General features: G+C 65.3%; 14 protein-coding genes, 1 tRNA gene and 1 pseudogene. 5 read left to right on the top strand and 11 right to left on the bottom strand.

Translation table 11 applies throughout. The features are described from left to right. Positions 1-116: 116 nt before the first annotated feature. The 5 genes from JWS14_RS43035 to JWS14_RS43015 form a co-directional block, all read right to left on the bottom strand. Entirely contained in the window at positions 117-983 is an 867-nt protein-coding gene (locus JWS14_RS43035) for an NADPH-dependent F420 reductase (protein ID WP_206016465.1), read from the bottom strand. A 281-nt stretch (positions 984-1,264) separates the two neighbouring features. Next, complete coding sequence (locus JWS14_RS43030; RefSeq protein WP_206016464.1) at positions 1,265-2,731, bottom strand: aldehyde dehydrogenase family protein; 1,467 nt, start codon at positions 2,729-2,731, stop codon at positions 1,265-1,267. Positions 2,732-3,450: 719 nt separating this feature from the next. Then, a complete protein-coding gene (locus tag JWS14_RS43025; RefSeq protein ID WP_206016463.1) occupies positions 3,451-4,197 on the bottom strand; it encodes an NADPH-dependent F420 reductase in 747 nt (248 codons plus the stop codon). A gap of 274 nt (positions 4,198-4,471) precedes the next feature. Further along, positions 4,472-5,932 (bottom strand): DHA2 family efflux MFS transporter permease subunit, encoded by a 1,461-nt coding sequence (locus JWS14_RS43020; protein ID WP_206016462.1) that lies wholly within the window; start codon positions 5,930-5,932, stop codon positions 4,472-4,474. A gap of 42 nt (positions 5,933-5,974) precedes the next feature. After that, on the bottom strand, positions 5,975-7,306 hold the full coding sequence (locus JWS14_RS43015) for an NtaA/DmoA family FMN-dependent monooxygenase (protein ID WP_206016461.1): 1,332 nt from the start codon (positions 7,304-7,306) through the stop codon (positions 5,975-5,977). 305 nt (positions 7,307-7,611) lie between these two features. On the opposite strand from JWS14_RS43015, the gene JWS14_RS43010 reads away from it, so the two are divergent. Both JWS14_RS43010 and JWS14_RS43005 read left to right on the top strand, forming a co-directional pair. Continuing rightward, positions 7,612-8,202 (top strand): TetR/AcrR family transcriptional regulator, encoded by a 591-nt coding sequence (locus JWS14_RS43010; RefSeq protein WP_206016460.1) that lies wholly within the window; start codon positions 7,612-7,614, stop codon positions 8,200-8,202. An 86-nt stretch (positions 8,203-8,288) separates the two neighbouring features. Then, the gene (locus JWS14_RS43005; protein WP_241031772.1) at positions 8,289-11,588 is read left to right on the top strand and encodes a protein kinase domain-containing protein; all 3,300 of its coding nucleotides are present in this window, start codon (positions 8,289-8,291) and stop codon (positions 11,586-11,588) included. Between the two features lie 562 nt (positions 11,589-12,150). Here JWS14_RS43005 and JWS14_RS43000 read toward each other — a convergent pair. Together JWS14_RS43000 and JWS14_RS42995 are read right to left on the bottom strand one after the other, a co-directional pair. Then, positions 12,151-12,477 carry a hypothetical protein gene (locus JWS14_RS43000; protein WP_241031771.1) on the bottom strand — a complete coding sequence of 109 codons (327 nt, stop codon included), beginning with the start codon at positions 12,475-12,477 and terminating at the stop codon, positions 12,151-12,153. A 312-nt stretch (positions 12,478-12,789) separates the two neighbouring features. Next, positions 12,790-13,404, bottom strand: a complete 615-nt coding sequence (locus JWS14_RS42995) for an Rv1733c family protein (RefSeq protein ID WP_206016459.1) — start codon at positions 13,402-13,404, stop codon at positions 12,790-12,792. A 389-nt stretch (positions 13,405-13,793) separates the two neighbouring features. On the opposite strand from JWS14_RS42995, the gene JWS14_RS42990 reads away from it, so the two are divergent. The 3 genes from JWS14_RS42990 to JWS14_RS42980 all read left to right on the top strand — a co-directional run bounded on the left by JWS14_RS42990 (position 13,794) and on the right by JWS14_RS42980 (position 14,871). Further along, positions 13,794-14,117 (top strand): hypothetical protein, encoded by a 324-nt coding sequence (locus JWS14_RS42990; protein ID WP_206016458.1) that lies wholly within the window; start codon positions 13,794-13,796, stop codon positions 14,115-14,117. Between the two features lie 247 nt (positions 14,118-14,364). After that, the gene (locus tag JWS14_RS42985; protein WP_206016940.1) at positions 14,365-14,712 is read left to right on the top strand and encodes a hypothetical protein; all 348 of its coding nucleotides are present in this window, start codon (positions 14,365-14,367) and stop codon (positions 14,710-14,712) included. 85 nt (positions 14,713-14,797) lie between these two features. Then, a tRNA-Ile gene (locus JWS14_RS42980) sits at positions 14,798-14,871 on the top strand. 214 nt (positions 14,872-15,085) lie between these two features. Here JWS14_RS42980 and JWS14_RS42975 read toward each other — a convergent pair. The 4 genes and pseudogenes from JWS14_RS42975 to JWS14_RS42955 all read right to left on the bottom strand — a co-directional run bounded on the left by JWS14_RS42975 (position 15,086) and on the right by JWS14_RS42955 (position 19,216). Beyond that, positions 15,086-16,317, bottom strand: a protein-coding gene (locus JWS14_RS42975; protein ID WP_206016939.1) for an IS3 family transposase whose coding sequence is annotated in 2 segments (ribosomal slippage) — positions 15,086-15,996 and positions 15,996-16,317 — 1,233 coding nt in all. Because the reading frame shifts where the segments join, the coding sequence is not laid out codon by codon here. Between the two features lie 72 nt (positions 16,318-16,389). Next, positions 16,390-17,152, bottom strand: a pseudogene (locus tag JWS14_RS50715) (IS5 family transposase); the annotation flags it as partial. Between the two features lie 46 nt (positions 17,153-17,198). Then, the gene (locus tag JWS14_RS42960; protein ID WP_206016455.1) at positions 17,199-18,503 is read right to left on the bottom strand and encodes an SLC13 family permease; all 1,305 of its coding nucleotides are present in this window, start codon (positions 18,501-18,503) and stop codon (positions 17,199-17,201) included. Beyond that, complete coding sequence (locus JWS14_RS42955) at positions 18,500-19,216, bottom strand: GntR family transcriptional regulator (protein WP_206016454.1); 717 nt, start codon at positions 19,214-19,216, stop codon at positions 18,500-18,502. The genes JWS14_RS42960 and JWS14_RS42955 overlap by 4 nt, the downstream gene beginning before the upstream one ends. Positions 19,217-19,278 lie beyond the last annotated feature (62 nt).

Genomic DNA, 19,278 nt, shown 5'->3' with positions numbered 1-19,278 from the left:
CTTCGACACTTGTGGGAGCGCCTGAACACCAGGAGAACCCACTTACTAGTTTGTTCATAATCAGATCGCGTAGGCGCGACGTCAGAACCGGAATTGCCCTCGCTGAAGTCGTGCGATTACCCGCGGAGTTCGTCGTCCTCGGACGTCAAGTTGTACACGCGACGCCCCAGCGTCAGAATGTCCTCGTCGGTGTACTGGTCTCGCGCAGCGAATACCTTGTCAGCAACCAGGTCGCGCTTCTTGGTTGCTGTTGCTCGGTTCGCTCGCTGTAATGCGAGTTCGAGGTCTGCGGCGGAGAGGTCGGTGCAGTAGGCAGGATTGCCAGGTTCCTGCCGCCACGACTCGTCGAGCGAGCCGGCGTCGATTGCGTCGAAACCGGTCTCGTCCACCAGTTTCATGGCCGTTGCCCTCCCCGCGCTGTCGTCACCCGACACCGGCAGGGCGATGCGGTCGTCTGCACCGCTCGGCAGCCCCCTGTCGACGAGACTGCCGGCGAGGATGCTGTTCCACGCTTTGACCACAGAGCGTCCGAGCTGGGCACTAACCCAATGGCTTTCAGTCTGACTGTCAGCGAGGCACTCGGGTGTGCCATCACGGAAGGGAAAATAGTTGGAGGTATCGATCACAATCACTGAATCGTCGATTTCGGCGAAAAGGTTCTTCAGCCGCGGTAGCGCATTGAAGGGAACGGAAACAATGACAACTTGCGACCGGCGAACGGCGTCAGCCGCGTCCACCGCCGATGCCCCGGACGCGGCCGCGATCTCTCTAATCGTCTCCGGACCACGCGAATTCGCCACCAGAACCGTATGTCCCGCAGCGCTCAATTTGCGCGCCAGCGTTAACCCGATTTTTCCGGCTCCCACAATGCCGATCTGCATGTGCGCAATCCTTCCTGTTGTCGACGCACGTCTCGGAACGTGTCGCGCTCTGAGTGGTTGAAGGGCTCGATCTGATGTCCGACGAAGACGAGTCGTAGGCACGGCGAGGAAGGCGACCGAAACGTCATCCGATGGCGGGTGTTGCCTCCCGGGCACGGGACCAGAGCGGCCGCAGCTGGTCCGGGATGGTCTAGCCGCGCACACGCTGGTCGAGTGCGCCGGGTGCACGTGGGCAAGAAGGCCTGAATCTCGCCTTGATCCACGCACCCCGCGACGCGCGCCTACGATGCCCGGTGGATCAGCGCATACTCAGGCAGGTAATTGATCGATGCGTGTCGTGTACGACGACGGCGCTGGCGATACGCATCTTCGCGTCCTCGTGCTCACTTGGCTTGCGGCAAGTTCACCTGCTTCGTCTCGAGGAACTCCTGGATGCCTTCGATGCCACCCTCGCGGCCGACTCCGGACATTTTATATCCACCGAAGGGCGCCGTAATATTGGGACCGAACGAGTTAATCGCTACGGCACCGCTCTCCAGGCGGGGGGCAAGCTCGAGCGCCTTGTCGACGTCGGGCGTGAATATGCCATTGCTGAGCCCGTATTCGGTGTCGTTGACGGCTGCGACACCCGCCTCCAGATCGTCATACACTTCGACCGTGATGACCGGCCCGAATACCTCTTCACGGTTGATCTGCATGTCGGGGGTCGTCCCGGTCAGCAGGGTCGGCTCGAACCAGTAGCCTCGCTCAAACATGGATCCGCTTGGCCTCTTGCCGCCGGTCAGGACAATCGCCCCGACATTCTGCGCGGTTTCGACGAATTCCTCGACTCGATCCCGTTGTGCGCGAGAGACAAGGGGGCCGACCCCGGTGCTTTTGTCAGCTGGATCGCCGACGGTCAAGTTGCGGAACGCTGTCGTCAAGGCAGTTATCCACTCGTCACCTCTCGACGCCGGCACCAGAATACGACTTTGGGTCGTACAGACCTGCCCGGCCTGCATAGTGCATCCATACGCCAACATCGGCGCAAAATGCGCAGGATCGGCATCGTCGAGCACGAGCGCGGCCGACTTCCCTCCGAGCTCGAGAGTCACGCGAGTCATGTGCTCGATGGCCGTAGCCATCACTTTCTTGCCCGCCGCGGTGCTTCCAGTGAACGAAATGTTCTTGATGCCGGGCCGAGAGATCAGGAATTGACCCAGTTCACGACCCCCGGGAAGGAAGGAGATCAATCCGGCGGGCAGGTCAACCTCGGCGAGCGCTTCGGCGAAAATGAAGGATACCAGGGGAGTTTCAGGCGAAACTTTCACCACAACGGGGCATCCCGCCATCAGCGCCGGCGCGATTTTCACCGCTGCCAAGACCAATGGGGCGTTCCAGGGCACGATGGCTGCAACCGGCCCCATAGCCTCCCGGCTGACGTAAACCGGCCCGGTGAGCGTGTCTCGACGGGTCGGACCGAGATCGAGCTGTTCGGCGAGTAGAGCCGTATCGCGGAAAATCGCCGCTGCAGTTGCCGCCGTGAAACCGGCGAAAGAGGACAGGCCACCCTGATCGAGCGTATAGATTGCTTCGAACTCCGATGCGCGACGTTCGATCGCGTCGGCGATGGTGTTGAGAACCTTCGCCCGTTCGTTGAGATCGGTGGCGCGCCAGTGTCCTGCGCGGTGCAACTCGGCGGCGGCGGCAACCGCACTCTCCACATCGGCCTCGCATGCGAGCGGCACGCGACCGATTGCTTCTTGAGTAGCTGGATTTTCTACGTCCAACCACTCGCGGTCGGTGCTCACGTTCCATTCGCCCGCAATGTGGAGCGCGTCACGGAAAGTAAGGGCATTGGTAGGGTTCACTCCGCCTCCTGCGGACTAGAGCTGACGTTGCCTGCAGCAGCGAAGGCGCAACATCGTCGCATTCTGCGACGCGGTGCCTCGTCGCTCACCGGCGGCATGGTGTCCCGTCGACGCTTGTAACAGGATTCGTCGCATGGACTATCAAGCGTGACTGCGGTCGGCGCTGTTGCCCCGATCACAGCAATTACATTGTTAGACGACTAGCAATAAAAGTCAAGCGCCCTGAGATGAGGGCTCCGGTTCCGACGCCCACCGGTGGCGCAGAACGCGCTCGATGCGCGACGTCGGCGCGCTCTCGCGGGTCCGCCGCACAGCACCGCCCGAGACCGCGATCTACTCCCGCGTTGGGCTGGGGGAGTCCGTGCCGGCGGTCCAGTTCGATGCGGATACGGTGAAGTCGAGCGGTTTGAACAACCCGGATTCGTGTGTCCGTGCACCGACGGTGTAGCGGAGAAGAGACGACCATCGCGTACGCATCGAAATAGTGCCTTTGACCTTGGAGAACTTGTGAAGCCGCCCAGAGCGCCTTCACCGTTCACTCGCTCGGTAACCATCGACCATGACACCGCACGACCGTCGCGCATCATCCTGCCGTTGTCCCGCGTACGCCGAACCTCGGTGACCGGCCGGCGCGGGTGCAGCGGATTCCACCGAATGTCGACCTACTTCGTCACCTGGCGGAGTGGGTCGACATTCGGGCCGTGGTGCGGGCGCCAGAGTTACATGAACAGCGCACGGCTTACGCGGACACCGAATTCCGAGTCCGGGTTCGTCTTCCCGTCGCCGACCCTTTCGGTGAAGGCGGCAACTGCCAGGTCGCGCCGCTTCGGCAATCTTGCGGACTCTGCCGCGGCCAGCGCGGCCGGCATCTCCTCGCTGGTGAGGTCCGTGCAGTAGGCGGGTGCGCCGGGTTGCTGGCGCCATGATTCCGCGAGCCTCCCCGCGTCGAACCCGTCGAACCCGGTGTCCTCGACCAATGCCATGCCTACTGCGCGTTCTCTGTCATTATCGGCGGCGACCGGGATGGCGATACGGCCCGCGGTTCTCACCGGCGTTCCTTTCCCGGCGAGTGAGCCGGAACCGATGGCGTTCCATGCCTTGACGATCGGTCGCCGGAGTTGTTCAGCAGACCAAAGACTTTCGACTTGTCCGGCTTCGATGGCCTCGATCGTGGAATCGCGGGCCGGATAGTAGTTCGACGTGTCGATGACGACTGTGTCGGCGGGCACGGTGGTGATTAGCGCTGCGACCTCCGGAAGGCGGCTCAGTGGGATGGACAGGATCACGACGTCCACATCCTTCACCGCCTCGGCCGCGGATGCTGCATGCGCTCCCGTGGCAAGAACTTCGGTGTCGATCGTTTCCGGCCCGCGGGAGTTGGCCACCTTCACGTCGTGTCCGGCGGCGCCCAACTTCTGACTCAGGGTCTTGCCGATGTATCCGACGCCGAGAATGCCTATTTTCATGTGGAACTCCTTCTGTTATGCATCATTTGGGTCAGCAGGCTTCTGCGAACGTTTCGTACATGCGTCGCCGGGATGCGTTGACCCGTCGGCTCGGCCTTGTCGAACGCGCAGAGCTTTGCGAGTGCGTCTATCCGTATGGGAGCTGCGATCTCGCGCGGTATCGTCTGTTCGAACGGGATTCGCCGCTCGTTCGGTTTCGCGTGATTCGTGACGGTGCCCTCGACCGACCCATGCGAGAGCGTCGGCTTCCGAGCGGTGTGGGCGCTGGGGTGGTTCAGTGGGTACTTGGCGCTTTGGGAACGAAAAGGACGCCGAGGACGGCGACGATGGCGATGACTCCGGCGGTCGTGAAGGCGGCCTGGGCTGCGGACACGGACTCGGCCATGTCGAGTGCACCCGCATCCTTGGCCCCGATCGTGTAGGCCGAGATGAGCACTGCACCACCGGCGGCCCCGGCCAGCTGTTGGATGGTGGTGAAGGCTGCAGTGCCGTGCGGGTAGAGGTCGGCACGCAGGGAGGCCAATGCGGTCGTCGTCATCGGCGCCCACATGAGAGCTTGGGAAGCGGAGAGGGCGAGGTAGGCCATCAGGATCGTGACCACACTGGTGTCCCCGTTCATCTGGCTGAGGAACCACAGGGACGCCGTCCAAACGACCGCGCCGGGGATCGCCAGTGGTCGTGGCCCGAAGCGGTCGTAGACCCGTCCGCCCAGCCCGGAGACGATCGCGATGAGGGCCCCGCCAGGAACCAGGAAGAGGCCGATTGCGAAGGTGCTCAGTCCGACGACGTGGGTCAACACCAGGGGCAGGACGATCAGCGTGCCGAACCCGTTGAGCGCGACGATGACCATCACCAGTAGTGGCACGGTGAACGACCTTGTGCCGAAGATTCTCATGTCGAGGAATGCGTCGCGGTGGCGTTGCAGGACGACCTGTCGGTAGACGAACGCCGCGATGCCGGCCAGCCCGACGGTGATCGGGAGGTAGGGCGGGATGGGCGCGTGGCCCGACACGGACTCGCCGATCGAGGCCAGGCCGTAGACGAGCGAGCCGAACCCGACGGCGGACAGCACCAGCGACAGGATGTCGAGCGTCGCCTGCTCGGGTGTGGTGATGTTGCGGAGTTTCATCGCCCCCAGTGCCAGTGCTGCCAGGGTGATCGGCAGTACGAGAATGAAGAGCCACCGCCAGTTCAGTTGGGACAGCACGACACCGGACACTGCCGGGCCGACCGCCGGTGCCACGGCGGTCAATCCTGTGACCAGCGCCATCGTGTGGCCGCGGCGACCGGCGGGGACAAGGCGCATCGTCGTGGTCATCAGCAGCGGCATGAAGACGGCGGTCCCGGCGGCCTGGACGATTCGTCCGGCGAGCAGGACCTCGATTGCCGGCGCGAGGGCGGCGATTGCCGTCCCGACGGTGAATAGCGATAGCGCACCGAGGAAGATGGTGCGCAGGTGGAACCGTCGCATTACGTATCCGGTGGCCGGGATGAGCACCGCGAGCGTCAGCAGGTAGCCCGTCGTGACCCACTGCCCGGTGCTCGGGGTGATGCCGAAATCGACGATTAGAGTGGGGAGCGCGACCCCGAGCAGCATTTCATTGAGTAGGACGATGAATGTCGAGACCATCAGCAACCCGATGACCAGGGCGCTTCCCGGGGCGAGCCGAGCGTCAGGATCGGTTTGGGATGCGGTGGGTGTGACGTTCGCGACCGGTGTGTCCGGGATTGACATGTGCGTGCTCTCTGTCTGGAGTGGTGGGTCGGTTGTGAGGGGTCAGCTCGACGCGAGTGCTGCGCCGGCGAGGCGTGGGTCGAGTCCGTACTGAGCGGGTGCGCCGAGGTGATCGCGCAGGGTGGACCCTTCATAGTCCCGGTGGAACAGGCCGCGCTCTTGCAGTAGCGGGACGACCTGGTCGACGAAGGCGTCGATGCCGTCGTGGTAGACGTCGATGGCCAGGGAGAAACCGTCGCAGGCACCGGCCTCGAACCACTGCTGCATGTGGTCGGCCACGTCGGCGGCCGTGCCGGGCACGACCGGGTGGTAGTCGATGACCCCGTGGGCCAGGACGTCCCGGAGGGACCAGCCCTCACGTGCCACCTCCAGTGCGCGGGTCGAACGCGGGTCTGCCGGGTTGGGATTGGCGTCGGCGAGCTGACGTGCGGTGAGCGGCTCATCGAGCTGACCGGGGCGCAGGTGCAGACCGATCATTGCGCCGAGGTAGGTCACGCGCTGGTCCAGGTCGACCGACTGGTCCAGCAGACGCCGCCGGTCCAGGGCAGCCCGGTGGGTGGGCGCGATGCTCGGCATGAAGCCGGCGAACAGTTTCACCTCGTCGGGGTTCCGGCCGGCGCGTTCGGCGGCGAGGCGCAGTGCCGCACGGTGCGCGCGGCCTTCCTCGATGGTGAAGGGATTGGCGTACACGCCGCTGGCGTGGCGGGCCGCCAGGTCCAGCCCATTCCCACCGCCACCGGCCTGGAAGAGGACCGGCTGGCCCTGCTCGGACGGCGGGATCGGCAGCGGTCCACGCGCGGCGACGTGGCGGCCGTGCATGTTGATCGGCTGGATCTTGCTCATGTCGGCGAACCGCTTGCCTGCGACGTCGCGTACCCAGGCGTCCCGCTCCCAGCTGCCCCACAGCGCCTGCACCGTCTGGACGACCTCGTCGGCTCGCTCGTATTTCTCCGCACGCGGAGGAACCGAGCGGCCGAAGTTTGCCGCGGCGGCTGCGTTCGAGGTGGTGACCGCGTTCCATCCGGCCCGCCCGTGGCTGATCACGTCGAGTGCCTTGAACTGGCGGGCCAGGTTGTAGGGCTCGTTGAAGGTCGTGGAGGAGGTGGTGACCAGGCCGATCCGTTCGGTCTCCCGGGCGATCGAGGTCAGGATCAGCAGCGGGTCGATCGCGAAGTGAGGAGGCTCGTGCTCGAGATCCACGTCCAGCGCCGGCGTGTCGGCGAAGAACAGCAGTTGGATCTTGCCGCGCTCGGCAGCCTGGGCATACCGCACGAACTGGTCCATGTCGGTGTAGCTGAACAGGTTCGCCGCCGGCACCCGCCACGAGCCCGGTTGAGCTCCGTAACCGCTGGTGAGCTGTAGGCATAGGAGCATAGTGCTCGAATCATCGCCGCGGGAGTCGGGGAAAATCACTTGGGGTTCGCTCTCTGTTGACGCTTCGAGGGGTGCCACGTGCGGTGCTCGCTTCCGTGGTCGTTGTCGGTCGACGGTGCCGGTGCCGGTGCCGGGGTGGGATAGCCGTCGAGTAGAAATTGCACGCGGGATGGCTTTGCTCGACGGCGGGGATGCCGGCGTACGCTGATGAAGTGGGGGCTGCCCCCAGATAATAAACGGGGTGCCCCCCCGTTTAGCAAATCGGCGTCGTAACGTCGGCGTTTCTAGAGACTTTGAGGTGCGACATGGCGGGTAGCGAGACGCGACTGCGTCGATCACGGGCGGACTTCGAACGGAACCGGTCGGAAATACTGGAATCTGCCGAGAAGCGTTTCTCCAAGGAGGGAGTAGGCACCTCCTTGGAGGCGGTAGCACGCGACGCAGGGGTCGGGTCGGCCACCCTCTATCGCCACTTCCCGACCCGCGATGCACTACTCGCTGAGCTGCTGAGTCGCCGCGAGAGCCAACTCCTGTCCGAGAAGCATCGAATCGAGCAGATCGTCGACAGTGGCTCGGCACTTGAACAGTGGATGGCCGCGCTCGAAGACTTCTTCGGGGCGTTCGAGGGCCTGCCCGGGCCGCTGCGCAGCGCGTTCCTCGAGGAACACAATCCCCTTGCGGTCAGCTGCACCGGCTTTATCGATCTGACCGGCCAGTTCCTGGGTGCCGCACAGCGAGACGGGAAGGCGCACAGCTGGCTTCGCGCGCGTGACCTCTTCCTCGCCGCGCTCGCCCTGAGCTGGGTCAGAGGCTCGTCGCTGGCAGACGAGTCGTCCCAACAACACCTCAGGGCGTTGAGCAGAGACGGCTACGCATCCACCAATGAGGCTCCCTAACCCGGAGGTCGCCCGAGGTCACGTTCGACGCAGAAGGATGCAGGAGCGGCGATATCCTGAACGTGCATGATCGAGAGGTGAGCTGCATGGGTCCGACGATGGGAGATGATCCTCTCGACACCCAGCGCGACGTGACGCCTACGGTCACGACGGAGCTGGACGCGGCCGGGTTCGCGGATGCACAGGAGATCGGGCGTGGCGGTTTCGGTGTGGTGTACCGCTGTCGCCAGACGGAACTGGACCGCACCGTGGCGGTCAAGGTGCTCACCGCGGACCTCGATGGGGAGAACCGGGCCCGGTTCTTCCGGGAGCAGCGGGCGATGGGCAGGCTCACAGGGCATCCCAATATCGTGAACGTGCTGCAGGTCGGCGCGACCGACAGAGGGCACCCGTACATCGTGATGCCATACCACCCGCTCGACTCGCTGGATGCCCGCATCCGGGGCAGCGGGCCGCTCGGGGTGGACGAGGTACTGCGACTGGGGGTGAAACTGGCCGGGGCGCTCGAGACCGCGCACCGAGCCGGCATCGTGCATCGCGACGTCAAGCCGGCCAACGTTCTGGTCACGGACTACGGCGAACCGGAGTTGACCGACTTCGGCATCGCGCACATCGCCGGCGGGTTCGAAACGGGTACGGGCACGGTGACCGGGTCACCGGCGTTCACCGCCCCGGAGGTGCTCAGCGGCGACCCTCCCAGTGCGGCCTCGGACATCTATGGGCTCGGTGCGACGCTGTTTTGCGCGCTCACCGGTCATGCGGCGTTCGAGCGGCACAGCGGTGAACAGGTGATCGCTCAGTTTCTGCGCATCACCACACAGCCTGTTCCCGATCTGCGGGAGCAGGGAATCCCGGACGATGTGTGCGCCGTCGTCGAGCGCGCGATGGCGACGGCACCCGGGGATCGGCCAGGGTCGGCCGCGGCGCTAGGCGAGGCGCTCCAGCAGATCCAAGCAGCGCGTGGTCGCGCGGTGGACGAGATGGCGCTGCACGGAACGGGTAGGGCGGCCGCGGCGGCTACCGCCGGCGTCGCGCAGGCCGGCTCCAATGTGTCGCCGCAGCCGCAGCCGCAGCCCCGGCCCCGGCATGCTGCGGCGGGAAACCTGCCGTTGGAGCTGACCAGTTTCGTGGGACGACGCCGAGAGTTGACCGAGGCCAGGACCGCCTTGTCGGATGCTCGCCTGGTCACCCTCACAGGAATCGGCGGGGTCGGCAAGACGCGGCTGGCCCTACGGGTCGCGGCCGACGCCCGCCGCGGGTTCCCCGACGGGGTCTACTGGGTCGAGTTGGGTGAACTGACCGACGAATCCCTTCTCATCGACGTCGTCGCTGCGACCCTGGGACTGCGGGACCACTCTGCACGTCCGCTGAGGGAACTCGTTGTCGAATTCCTCGCGGACCGGCGCCTGCTGCTTGTACTGGACAACTGCGAGCAGGTGGTGGACGCGGTCGCACAGCTGTCTGAGACGCTGTTGCGAAGCTGCAGCGAACTACGAGTCCTCGCCACCAGCCGTGAATCGCTCAGTATCGGTGGGGAAGTGGTACTGCGGGTGCCACCGTTGACCGCGCCCGAACCGGACCGCGAGCCGACTCTGCGTGGGCCGCCCCAATTCGACGCGGTGACTCTGTTCGCCGAACGCGCCGCGGCGGCGGTGCCGGGATTCATGCTCTCCGAACAGAACAAGGACGCCATCGCTCGGATTTGTCACCGGTTGGATGGTCTGCCACTGCCGATCGAGTTGGCGGCCGCGCGACTGCGGGCCATGTCCGTCGAGCAGATCCTAGGACGGCTGACCGACCGTTACGGGCTGCTCACCTTGGGTGACCGGGGCGCGCCCACTCGGCAACAGACCCTGCGATTGTCCATCGACTGGAGCTACGACCTCTGCACGACGCAGGAGCAGCAACTATGGTCGCGGCTGTCGGTGTTCGCGGGCAGTGTCGAACTCGATGGCATCGAAGGGGTCTGCGCCGACAACCCGGATACCGGAGACGCCCTCGACACGGTGACCTCTCTGGTGGACAAGTCGATTCTCATTCGAGAGGAGTCGAGTGGCGTCGTGCGGTTCCGGATGCTCGAAACCCTGCGTGACTATGGCAGAGAGAAGTTGGAGGAGGCCGGCGAATCCGAGCGAATGCGTCGACGACACCGGGACTGGTATTTGCAGCTGGCGTTGCAGGCGGACACCGAGTGGATAAGCAGTCGACAGATCGCCTGGATCGACCGCCTACGCCGAGAGCTGGCGAATCTGCGTGAGTCCCTGGAATCCTCCCTAAAGGAACCGAATTCGCTGGAGTCTCTGCGGATGGCGACGGCGCTGTTCCCGTTCTGGATGGGGCGGAGCATGTTCAGCGAGGGCCGATACTGGTTTGACCGCATCCTCGACAGCTCACCGCGAGAGCCGAGCAGCCTGCGCATCCGAGCGCTCTGCGACAATAGCGAATTGGCCGAAGCACAGGGGGACGTGGTAGCCGGAACGGCTCTGGTTGCGGAAGGCCGGGCGCTGGCGGAGCACACGGACGATCCCACCATAGAGGCCTACGTTGCCTACGCGGAAGGCGTGCTGGCACTGTTCGCCGGTGATCTTCCGCGGGCCCGTGCGCGCCTTGAGGCTGCCGCCCTGAATTCTCGATCGCGCGGCCATTCGGCGCAGTTGCTCAAGGCTCTCATGTTGCTCGGGACGGTGAATGATCTGCTCGGCGACTCGGCGCGGTCGATCGACTACTACCAGCAGGTTCTCGATATCACCGGGTCGGTCGGCGAGTCGATGTACCGCGCCTACACACTGTGGGCCCTGGGCGTTGCCACGTATCGGCAGGGCGACGACACGAGCGCCCTGCGCTATCTCACCGACGGACTCACGCTGGCTCGCCGGGTGGACGCCCCGTTGACTGTGGCCACTTGTCTCGAAGCGTTCGCGTGGATCGCCGACCGGAACGGTGGCGCGGCGCGCGCCGCGGTCCTGATGGGTGCGGCGGAAGCCACGGTCGAGATGACCCGTCACTCAACGGTGTTGTACCCCAACCTTAACGGGTTGCACGAGCAGTGTAAGCGACGCATCCAGCGCATTCTCGGCGAGCGAGTATTCGAGAAGAACCGGAGCCAGGGAGCGTCCCTCGACGTCGACAAAGCAGTCGCTTTCGCGCTCGGTGAGCCAGAGCCTGAAGCCGCTGTAACAACGCCTTCTACGCCGACGACACCGACCAAGCGGGAGCGGCAGGTGGCCGACCTCGTGGCCGAAGGACTTACCAACAAGGAGATCGCCGCCCGATTACAAATTTCACCGCGCACAGCGCAGGGACATGTCGAGCATCTGCTGTCCAAACTGGGCTTCAACTCCCGAGCCCAGATCGCTGCATGGGTTGTGGAGCAGGAACGCCGGTAGGCGCGCTCCAGTGAAGCCCTGTCGGAGACCCTTCCAACTGGCTGACCCTTCAATCTGACTCCGGTGAGTTGCAATCGGACTCTTCCTGGTGCCGGGTGGTGCCGTCATCTCCGTAGTGTCCGCGCTCGATGGTTGGGTGTACGACCGCTTCGAGCCTCGCCCGCTGGCTATTCGATCCTCGGCACGCTGGACGAAAGCAGCCGAGTGTGGGCGTATTTGGCAGCCTACCTCGCCCTGGCCGGCACAAGCGATGATGTGGGCTCCGATGACAACCATTGCCCCGTCGGCCTTGCGCGCCGCTCGCTACGCGCACGGAAGTGCGGCGCTCGACCGTCTCCGCGTGTCGGAGGGCGAAGACTATCCCGACCACTGCGCTCGATGAGGTTCTCGACGAGCTCAACAGTGTCGAGCGATCACTGTGAGATCCGAGGTGATTATCGGCGGTGCGGCACCCCGAGGTGCGGGGGTCGTGATGGCAGTCACTCTGGGGCGGGGACGGTGGCGCCGGGTGGCGTGGATCAGGCCGGATGGTGACCGGAAATGTGATGGCCGGGTTCGTGATTCACAGGTGCGCCAGCATGGGAAACAGGGCGATCGCGGAGACGGTGATGCCCGCGGCGCCGGCAACGACGCCCAGGAGAGCCCGCAACGATGCCGCCTCGTCGTCCGCTACCGCGGACCGCGACGTGGCGATAGCGCCGAACACGACCGCACCGACTCCCAGGATGAAGCCGAGCCCGACCACCCAGAACGAGGCCACGGACAGGGCCCCCAGGGCGATCGACACGACGGGCAACCGCGAGCCATGCTGTGTCGGTATCTCGTCGCTGCCGACGGAGGAACACATGTGGTGGTCGGCGCAGGGGCTGCGAGGGACGGCGGTGGTCATGTTCCTCCTTCTAACGGTCAACCGGGTCCGGCTCGGGCGGGCATGAATTGGCTGTACAGGACCAGGAGTGTCTTCGGAACGGTTCGGCCCAAGGATGCTGGGAGCAGCGTTACCGAGGCTGCGACAGTGGTCGTTGGTCGCGACTCGGTCGAGGGCCCCGCTTGTGACGTAGACCCCACAGGAATTTAGCACTCATGCTTGGAGAGTGCTAACTCTTTTTGCTAAGTAATTTCATCCTCGGTGTGCCGTCCGGGCGGCGGCCGAGTGCACCCCAGCCGCCACCCGAGTGGGGTCGCAACCAGGTGCTCGGCTCTATGCCGGTGGTGTGTCGAACTGTCTCCACTCGTGTGCCCAGCGCCGCAACCGGTTTCGGGTGAACAGTCTGTGCGCGAGGGCCGTAAGGAGCACGACGGCACCGGCTGTGAGTGCCCAGAGCCCGCAGGCGGCGGTCACGGCGAGGACGGTGTTTTCCCGGCCGCTCGGGATGGGGCCGGTGAGGTTGCCGTCGGCGTCGACGCTGATGGTGATGGTCTGACCGGCCTGCGCGGGGGTGTCGGTGGGCACGGCGCCGGTGCGTTCCCCGTGGGGGGTGGTCCAGCGGGCGCGGGCGGTGTTCTGGCTGCCGGCGGGACGAATCGTGTACTCGGGCGAAGCGGGCGCGAGGTAGGTGTCCTCGAGCAGGACTGCGGGTACCTGGTGGACTCCGGCACGCAACGCCTGGGCTTGCTGTTCCAACCGGGTATGTGTCGCGGTGCCGAACGCGGCCGCGGCGGGAATCAGCAGCAGAACGACAGCCGCGGTGAGCAGAACCATGGCGGCCTCAAGTCGGTCGCTGGGGCGCATCAGGTGGTTGCGGCTCCACGGGCGCAGCCGCCACCACCGGATCGGCGCGGCCGCCGGTCCCGGTGCCGGTTCCTCCCGACGCATCGGCACCTCCAGCAAGATCTCTGCTTCCCATCCCTTCGATTGTGCGACGAAATCGAAAGGCGGTGTTTTTGCACGGTTGCTCCGTGAGCCTGAGGAGACTCGCCGGGGTGGTCAGGTGGAGTGCATTGTGGATGTAGTCCACGACTGACTTGCATATGAGTTCGCCGGGCCTGCGGTGCCGGCGCTGCGCGAGTTCGTATCCGCGCGAATGCAGCGAGTCGGTTGTGTGCTGGGCGCATCTGGGTTGCCACCGACCGCATGATGACAGCCGATTGCTTCGGAGGCGCTCTCGATCGCGGATGGTGTTCGTGCAGGTCGGGTCGCGTACCGGGCCGGTCGGTGCTTATGCTCGATCTCGGGAGTGTCGCCGAGCGGAGAGGTGCATCAGCATGGCCCGAAACAGCAGCAACAGGCCGGTCGGTGGGCCGGAGTTGACGGTCGGTGTCCGGGTGCTGGTCCGCAGGAGCGCCGGGGCCGATCTCAACGGTGACGTGGTCGAGGATTATGCGGCGGTGACCGACCCGGGCGGTGGTGGGCACGAGTGGGCGCCGGTGCATCGGTGGGCGGTCGCGCTCGACGACGGGCGGCTGGTCTTCGCCGACACCGAAGACCTGACCATCGATCCGGGCTTCCACCGCTCCGCCCCGAACCCGGACCCGAACCCGGACCCGGACCGGGACGTGCGGACGCCCGGCCGACGCCGGGGAGAATGATCGACGGCAGCCGCTTCGTGGCCGTCCTGGGCGGCGTCAAACATCGTGCATACGAATGCGCTAGCAGTCAGTCGATTACATGAATGGCGGATGAGGTACTGAAGAGGTTGCGTCGACCTCACCGCGCGATCTGCCGGACATGCTTGAGGCGTGGCATATTCGCACCGGATGTGTTTCGTGCTGTGGTGTTGTTCGGAACTGACGTTTCTGGCTTACCGTGTCCGGTATGAGTGGTGATGAGGCTCGCCTGGCTCGGGACTTCTCGGGGTGGTTGTCGTCTCAGGGGTGGGTGGTTCGAACCGATACGGAGTTCGTCGACATCGTTGCCGAGAAGGACGGCCGCCGGCTCTATGTCGAGGTCAAGGGTGCGACCGCCGCGCCGGGGTTGGATGTCGATACCGCGATCGGACAGCTGGTGAGGCGGATGCCGAGCGAGGCGGATCAGTCGGTGTCGTTTGCCTTGGTCGTGCGGGACGAGCCTGGATCGGTGGACGCTGCGGGACGGGCGCCTCAGCGGATTCTGGATCTGTTGGGGATGGCGCTGTATGCGGTCGATGAGGACGGTGGCGTGCGGCCGCTCTTCGGCCGCGCATGAAGACTGTCCTCGGCACGGGCGGGGACAGCCAGCAGGGTGGCCGGTAGCATCACCACGCCCCACGATGGTGGGGTAGTGCGGTGATGGGGCGGTAGCTCAGTCGGTTAGAGCCGTGGACTCATAATCCATTGGTCGCGGGTTCGAGCCCCGCCCGCCCCACCGCGTTCATCGCCGGCCCCCGACAGGCCGGTGGACGGACGGGCTCAGGCCGCCCGGATCAGAGTGTGCGAGGCAGTGACATGGCCGTGGCGGATTCCCGGTCGGTAGGTGGTGAATCTTTCGAACACGGTGCTGCAGACCGGTGACTGCCGCGGCGTGGTACCTACCCCGGGTACCGGGTGGGGCGTTCCCCCCGAGATGTGGACACCAATTCCTATGCAGCGGTGGCCAGGGTAGCCGATCGCTGCTCGAACTCGATCGGACAGATCTGACCGAGAGTGGAATGCCTCCTTCTGGTGTTGTATCGAGTGATCCAACGGAAGACTTCGGCGCGGGCCTCACCCGCACTGTTCCAGCGCTTCCGCCCCTTCAGCGTTTCCCGTTTCAACGTCGCGTTCAGCGACTCGGCGGCCGCGTTGTCCGCCGACGTTCCTACCGCACCCCGCGACCGGGTCACCCCGAGCTCACGGCAGAGGGCGGCGAACTCGGCCGATGCATACTGGGCTCCGTTGTCGGAGTGGAAAATTGACCCATCGAGACCTGCGGCGCCGCGACAGGCAGCGGCCGCCCGCAGCGCGTCGGTGACCAGTCCGGTACGCATGTGGTCGGCGATCGACCACCCCGCCAACCGTCGCGAACTCAGGTCCAACACCGTCGCCAGATACAGAAATTCACCGTCACCGACTGGGAGGTAGGTGATGTCGCCGACGTATCGGGTGTTCGGTGCGCTTGCGGTGAAATTTCGCCGGATCAGGTCCGGCACCGCGGCCGCGTCCGGATCGGGGACGGTGGTGCGCACCGGTTTGCGCAGGTGCACGCCGACGATCCCGTGCTCGCGCATGACCCGCTCGACCCGCTTGTGGTTCACCTCGATCCCGGCATCGCGCAGTTCGGCCGTGATGCGCGGGGCGCCGTAGGTGCCATCGAAATCGTCGTGAATTTCGCGGATCCGCGTCGCGAGCTCCTCGTCGGCCCGGGCGCGCTCGGCACGGGCCGGTGCGGTGGCAAGCCACCGGTAGAACCCGGACCGGGACACCTCGAGGATCTGGCACAGCCACTTCACCGGAGCGGTGTCGCGGTGGTCGTCGACGAACTGGAAGCGGCTCACCAGTTGGTCTCGCCCGCGAAATACTTCGCGGCCCTCCGCAGGATCTCCCGTTCGGTTTCGAGTTTCCGGATCTGGGCCTTGAGCTGCTTGTTTTCTTCCTCCAACACGGACTCGGACGATACCTCGCCCGCCCGGGACGCCGACCGCGCCGCCCCGCTGGCCCGGAGCTCGGCCGTGGAGGTGCCGGTGCGTTTGCGTTCGGCCCGCACCCAGTTGCGCAGGGTCTCGCGGCTGACGCCCAGGTCGTTGCCGATGCCGTCGAAGGTGTGGCTCGGGTCGGACAGGTACAGCGCGACGGCATCGGCCTTGAATTCCGCCGAGTACGCCTTCATCGCCATCAGTGACATCTCTTCCTCTGGGACCTTCACGACCCAGTGTTCACGATGTCCTCACTCAGGGGGGAAGGCCCCGAAGCCACGCTCGACGGTGTTGCGTTCGCGGTAGCGGTCTTTGTCGAAGGCCGGCGGTCGACCCCCGTCCGACCCTTTCGCCTTGCGGCGTCGGATCTGGTCGCGGCGTTCGGGGATGGTGTGCGAGATTCTGCGTTCCCGCAGGTTCTTTCGGGTGCTCGGGTGCGAGTACGCCTTGTCGGCCAGCAGGCGGAACGCTGCGGTGTCGTGGGCGCGGTGCGCGTCGAGCAGCGGCGCCAGGTAGGGGTTGTCGCCTGCCTGTCCCGGCGAGAGCAGCAGCGTCAGCGGGCAGCAGAAGGTGTCGGTGAGGGCGTGGATCTTGGTGCTCAGCCCGCCGCGGGAGCGGCCGAGTGCGTGGTCGGCGGGTTCGTTGGCCAGATTCTTGTCATTCGACCGAGCCCCCTGTGTGCGCATCGGTCAGGGCGCCGGCCGAATGCTGGTGGGCGCGGACAATCGTCGAGTCGATCGACAGCAGACGTTCGAGCTGTTCCTCTCGTTCGGGGGCTGCCGTCCGCACCGCGGCGAACATCCGGATGTAGGTGCCGTCGTCGGACCAGCGGCGATGCCGTTCCCAGATCGACTGCCACGGGCCGAAGTATTCGGGCAGATCGCGCCACGGTGATCCGGTTCGGTACCGCCAGGCGATTCCTTCCAGGGTCAACCGGTGGTCGTTCCACGGACGCCCCCTTCGGCCCGCCAGTGCGGGTAGGACGGGCTCGATCACAGCCCACAGGTCATCGGGGATCTCATCGGCGCGCAACACATACGCAGCATCACGCATCAATCCCCGAACATTAAGCAGACACGCTCTAGGTGGGAAGGACGAAGATCAGCCAGGCGAGTACCGGGGCGACGACGATCATCGACATTCCCCAGATCAGGAGTCCGCGGAAGGTTTTGTCGCGCAGGTGTTCTTCGGTGTTGGCGATGATCAGTGCGCCGCCGGTGGAGAAGGGGCTGGAGTCGACGGCCGAGGCCGCGACGCACAGAGCCGTGACGAATCCGACGGTGCTCACGTCTCCGGTGAGGACGAGTGGAGCGGCGAGCGGGACGAGGACGACGAACATCGCGTTCGTCGACGCGAAGGCCGAGACGATACCGGCGACGAAGAGGATGGTCAGCGCTGCGATCATCGGGGAGCCGATGGTGCTGACGGAGTGGGCGAGGTCGTCGATCACGCCGGCACCCTGGAGCACGGAGATGTAGGTGACGATGCCGCCGATCAGGAGGATGACACCCCAGCCGATCTGCTCGAACCCGCGCTTGGAGTCCTGCGGGTAGAGAGCCGCCAGCACGACTGCTGCCGAGAGGGCCAGGAAGCCGACGTCCATGGAGAATCCGAGTGCGATGACGACGATCCCCACGAGCAGGGCGACGGTCAGGATATTGGCGGTTGTCCACGTCGTCGCTTTCGTAGCCAGTGCCGTCCCACCAGCGCCCGATGGTTCGCCGGGAGTATCCGGATACGGGTCCGGTTGGCCCGTCTCGTCGTCGGCTGCACCGCGGCGAAGAAGTTCTCGGCCGCCCAGGAGGAAGAATGCTGCGGTGTTGAGAGCGAGGTTGGCGAGGAAAGTGAACAGGAAAATTGGTGCCGGCGGGATCGACACTCCGCTCTGGGCGAAGACGTTGTCGACGATATTGAAGTAGACGGAGATCGGTGAGAAACCGCCGGCGTTCGTCCCGTTGAGCACACACAGTCCAACGAGCAAGGGATTGATGCGGTAACGGTAGGCGAAGGCGAGGGCGACGGGGATCAGAATTGCGTTGGTGGCAGCACTGAGTGCGCCGGCGCCGGTGATGATGGCCGCCAACAGGAAGAAGATCCAGGGGATCAGGGCGACGCGTCCTCGCACCAGTCCCACGGCGCTGCCCACGATAGCGTCGACGGTGCCATTCGCGCGGGCGATACCGAAGAGGTACGTCACCCCGAGCAGGGTGACGAAGAGACTGCCTGGGAATCCCTCGGCGATCTCGGCTGGCCCGACGTGGAAGTAGCCCACGCCGATGACGAAGGCGGCCACCAAGGCGACGGCGCCCATGTTCAGCGAGCGCCACATCGCGATTGCGAAGATTGCGACCAGCCCCGCGACGGCGACGAGTTCGGGAGTGATCACTGAAGTTCCAATCGATAGCGGAATGCGGAGGCGACACCGTGCGAGACGCGGTACTCGATGACCTCGCCCGCGTAGGTGCGGGCCAGTCGTTCGATCCGCATCAACGCCTCCCCGGGTTCGCATCCGAGTAGCGCGGCGGTGGCAGGATCGGCCGCGTCCACGGACAGCTCCTCGCTGGCGGCCCCGACGACCAGTCCGGTGAGACGTTCGTATGCCGGGTAGAGCAAAGCCCCGATGTCGTCGATGTCGATGTCGGCGAGGGGGTCGAATTGCGGCAACGGCACCCAGATGTCTTCGACGAGGAAGGGAGTCGAGTCCCACAATCTCAGGCGCTGCAGATGCAGAACCTGCGCCGGCTTACCCAGCGCCTGCGCGACCTGGGCTGTCGGCTGTTCCGGGTCCCGGCCGAGGATGCGGGCGTTGGGCACACGGTTGTCGTCGCCGCGCGCCCGGAAGAAGCGAAAGAGCGCGTTGTCGAAGCTGGGCCGCCGGACGAATGTCCCGCGCCCCTGGCGGCGCACCAGGATGCCTTCAGCGACGAACTCACCGAGCACACGGCGCATCGTCCCCACGGAAACGTCGTACGCGGTTGCGAGCTCCGCTTCGGAAGGCAACGCCCTCTCCGGTCCCCATTCGCCGGTGCTGATCCGCCGACTCAGATCGTCTTTCAGCCGGGCGTGCAGCGGTAACCGGCTGTCGGTCTGCTGTGTCATGCCTCACAGGCTGCCATATAGACAACTAAATATCTAGTCCTTTACAGGTTTGAAGGAATCTT

Origin of the sequence: Rhodococcus koreensis (assembly GCF_017068375.1) — a bacterium.
Taxonomy (GTDB): domain Bacteria; phylum Actinomycetota; class Actinomycetes; order Mycobacteriales; family Mycobacteriaceae; genus Rhodococcus_F; species Rhodococcus_F koreensis.
The sequence above is the reverse complement of the archived record's forward strand: the minus strand, read 5'-3'. Positions and strand labels throughout refer to the sequence as shown.

What these genes read in the sequence shown, in the direction of transcription:
- JWS14_RS43020 (WP_206016462.1), bottom strand. Translation starts at nt 5,932, where the DNA reads ATGTCAATCCCGGACACACCGGTCGCGAACGTCACACCCACCGCATCC.
- JWS14_RS43000 (WP_241031771.1), bottom strand. Translation starts at nt 12,477, where the DNA reads ATGACCACCGCCGTCCCTCGCAGCCCCTGCGCCGACCACCACATGTGT.
- JWS14_RS43005 (WP_241031772.1), top strand. Translation starts at nt 8,289, where the DNA reads ATGGGTCCGACGATGGGAGATGATCCTCTCGACACCCAGCGCGACGTG.
- JWS14_RS42995 (WP_206016459.1), bottom strand. Translation starts at nt 13,404, where the DNA reads ATGCGTCGGGAGGAACCGGCACCGGGACCGGCGGCCGCGCCGATCCGG.
- JWS14_RS42955 (WP_206016454.1), bottom strand. Translation starts at nt 19,216, where the DNA reads ATGACACAGCAGACCGACAGCCGGTTACCGCTGCACGCCCGGCTGAAA.
- JWS14_RS43015 (WP_206016461.1), bottom strand. Translation starts at nt 7,306, where the DNA reads ATGCTCCTATGCCTACAGCTCACCAGCGGTTACGGAGCTCAACCGGGC.
- JWS14_RS43025 (WP_206016463.1), bottom strand. Translation starts at nt 4,197, where the DNA reads ATGAAAATAGGCATTCTCGGCGTCGGATACATCGGCAAGACCCTGAGT.
- JWS14_RS43010 (WP_206016460.1), top strand. Translation starts at nt 7,612, where the DNA reads ATGGCGGGTAGCGAGACGCGACTGCGTCGATCACGGGCGGACTTCGAA.
- JWS14_RS42990 (WP_206016458.1), top strand. Translation starts at nt 13,794, where the DNA reads ATGGCCCGAAACAGCAGCAACAGGCCGGTCGGTGGGCCGGAGTTGACG.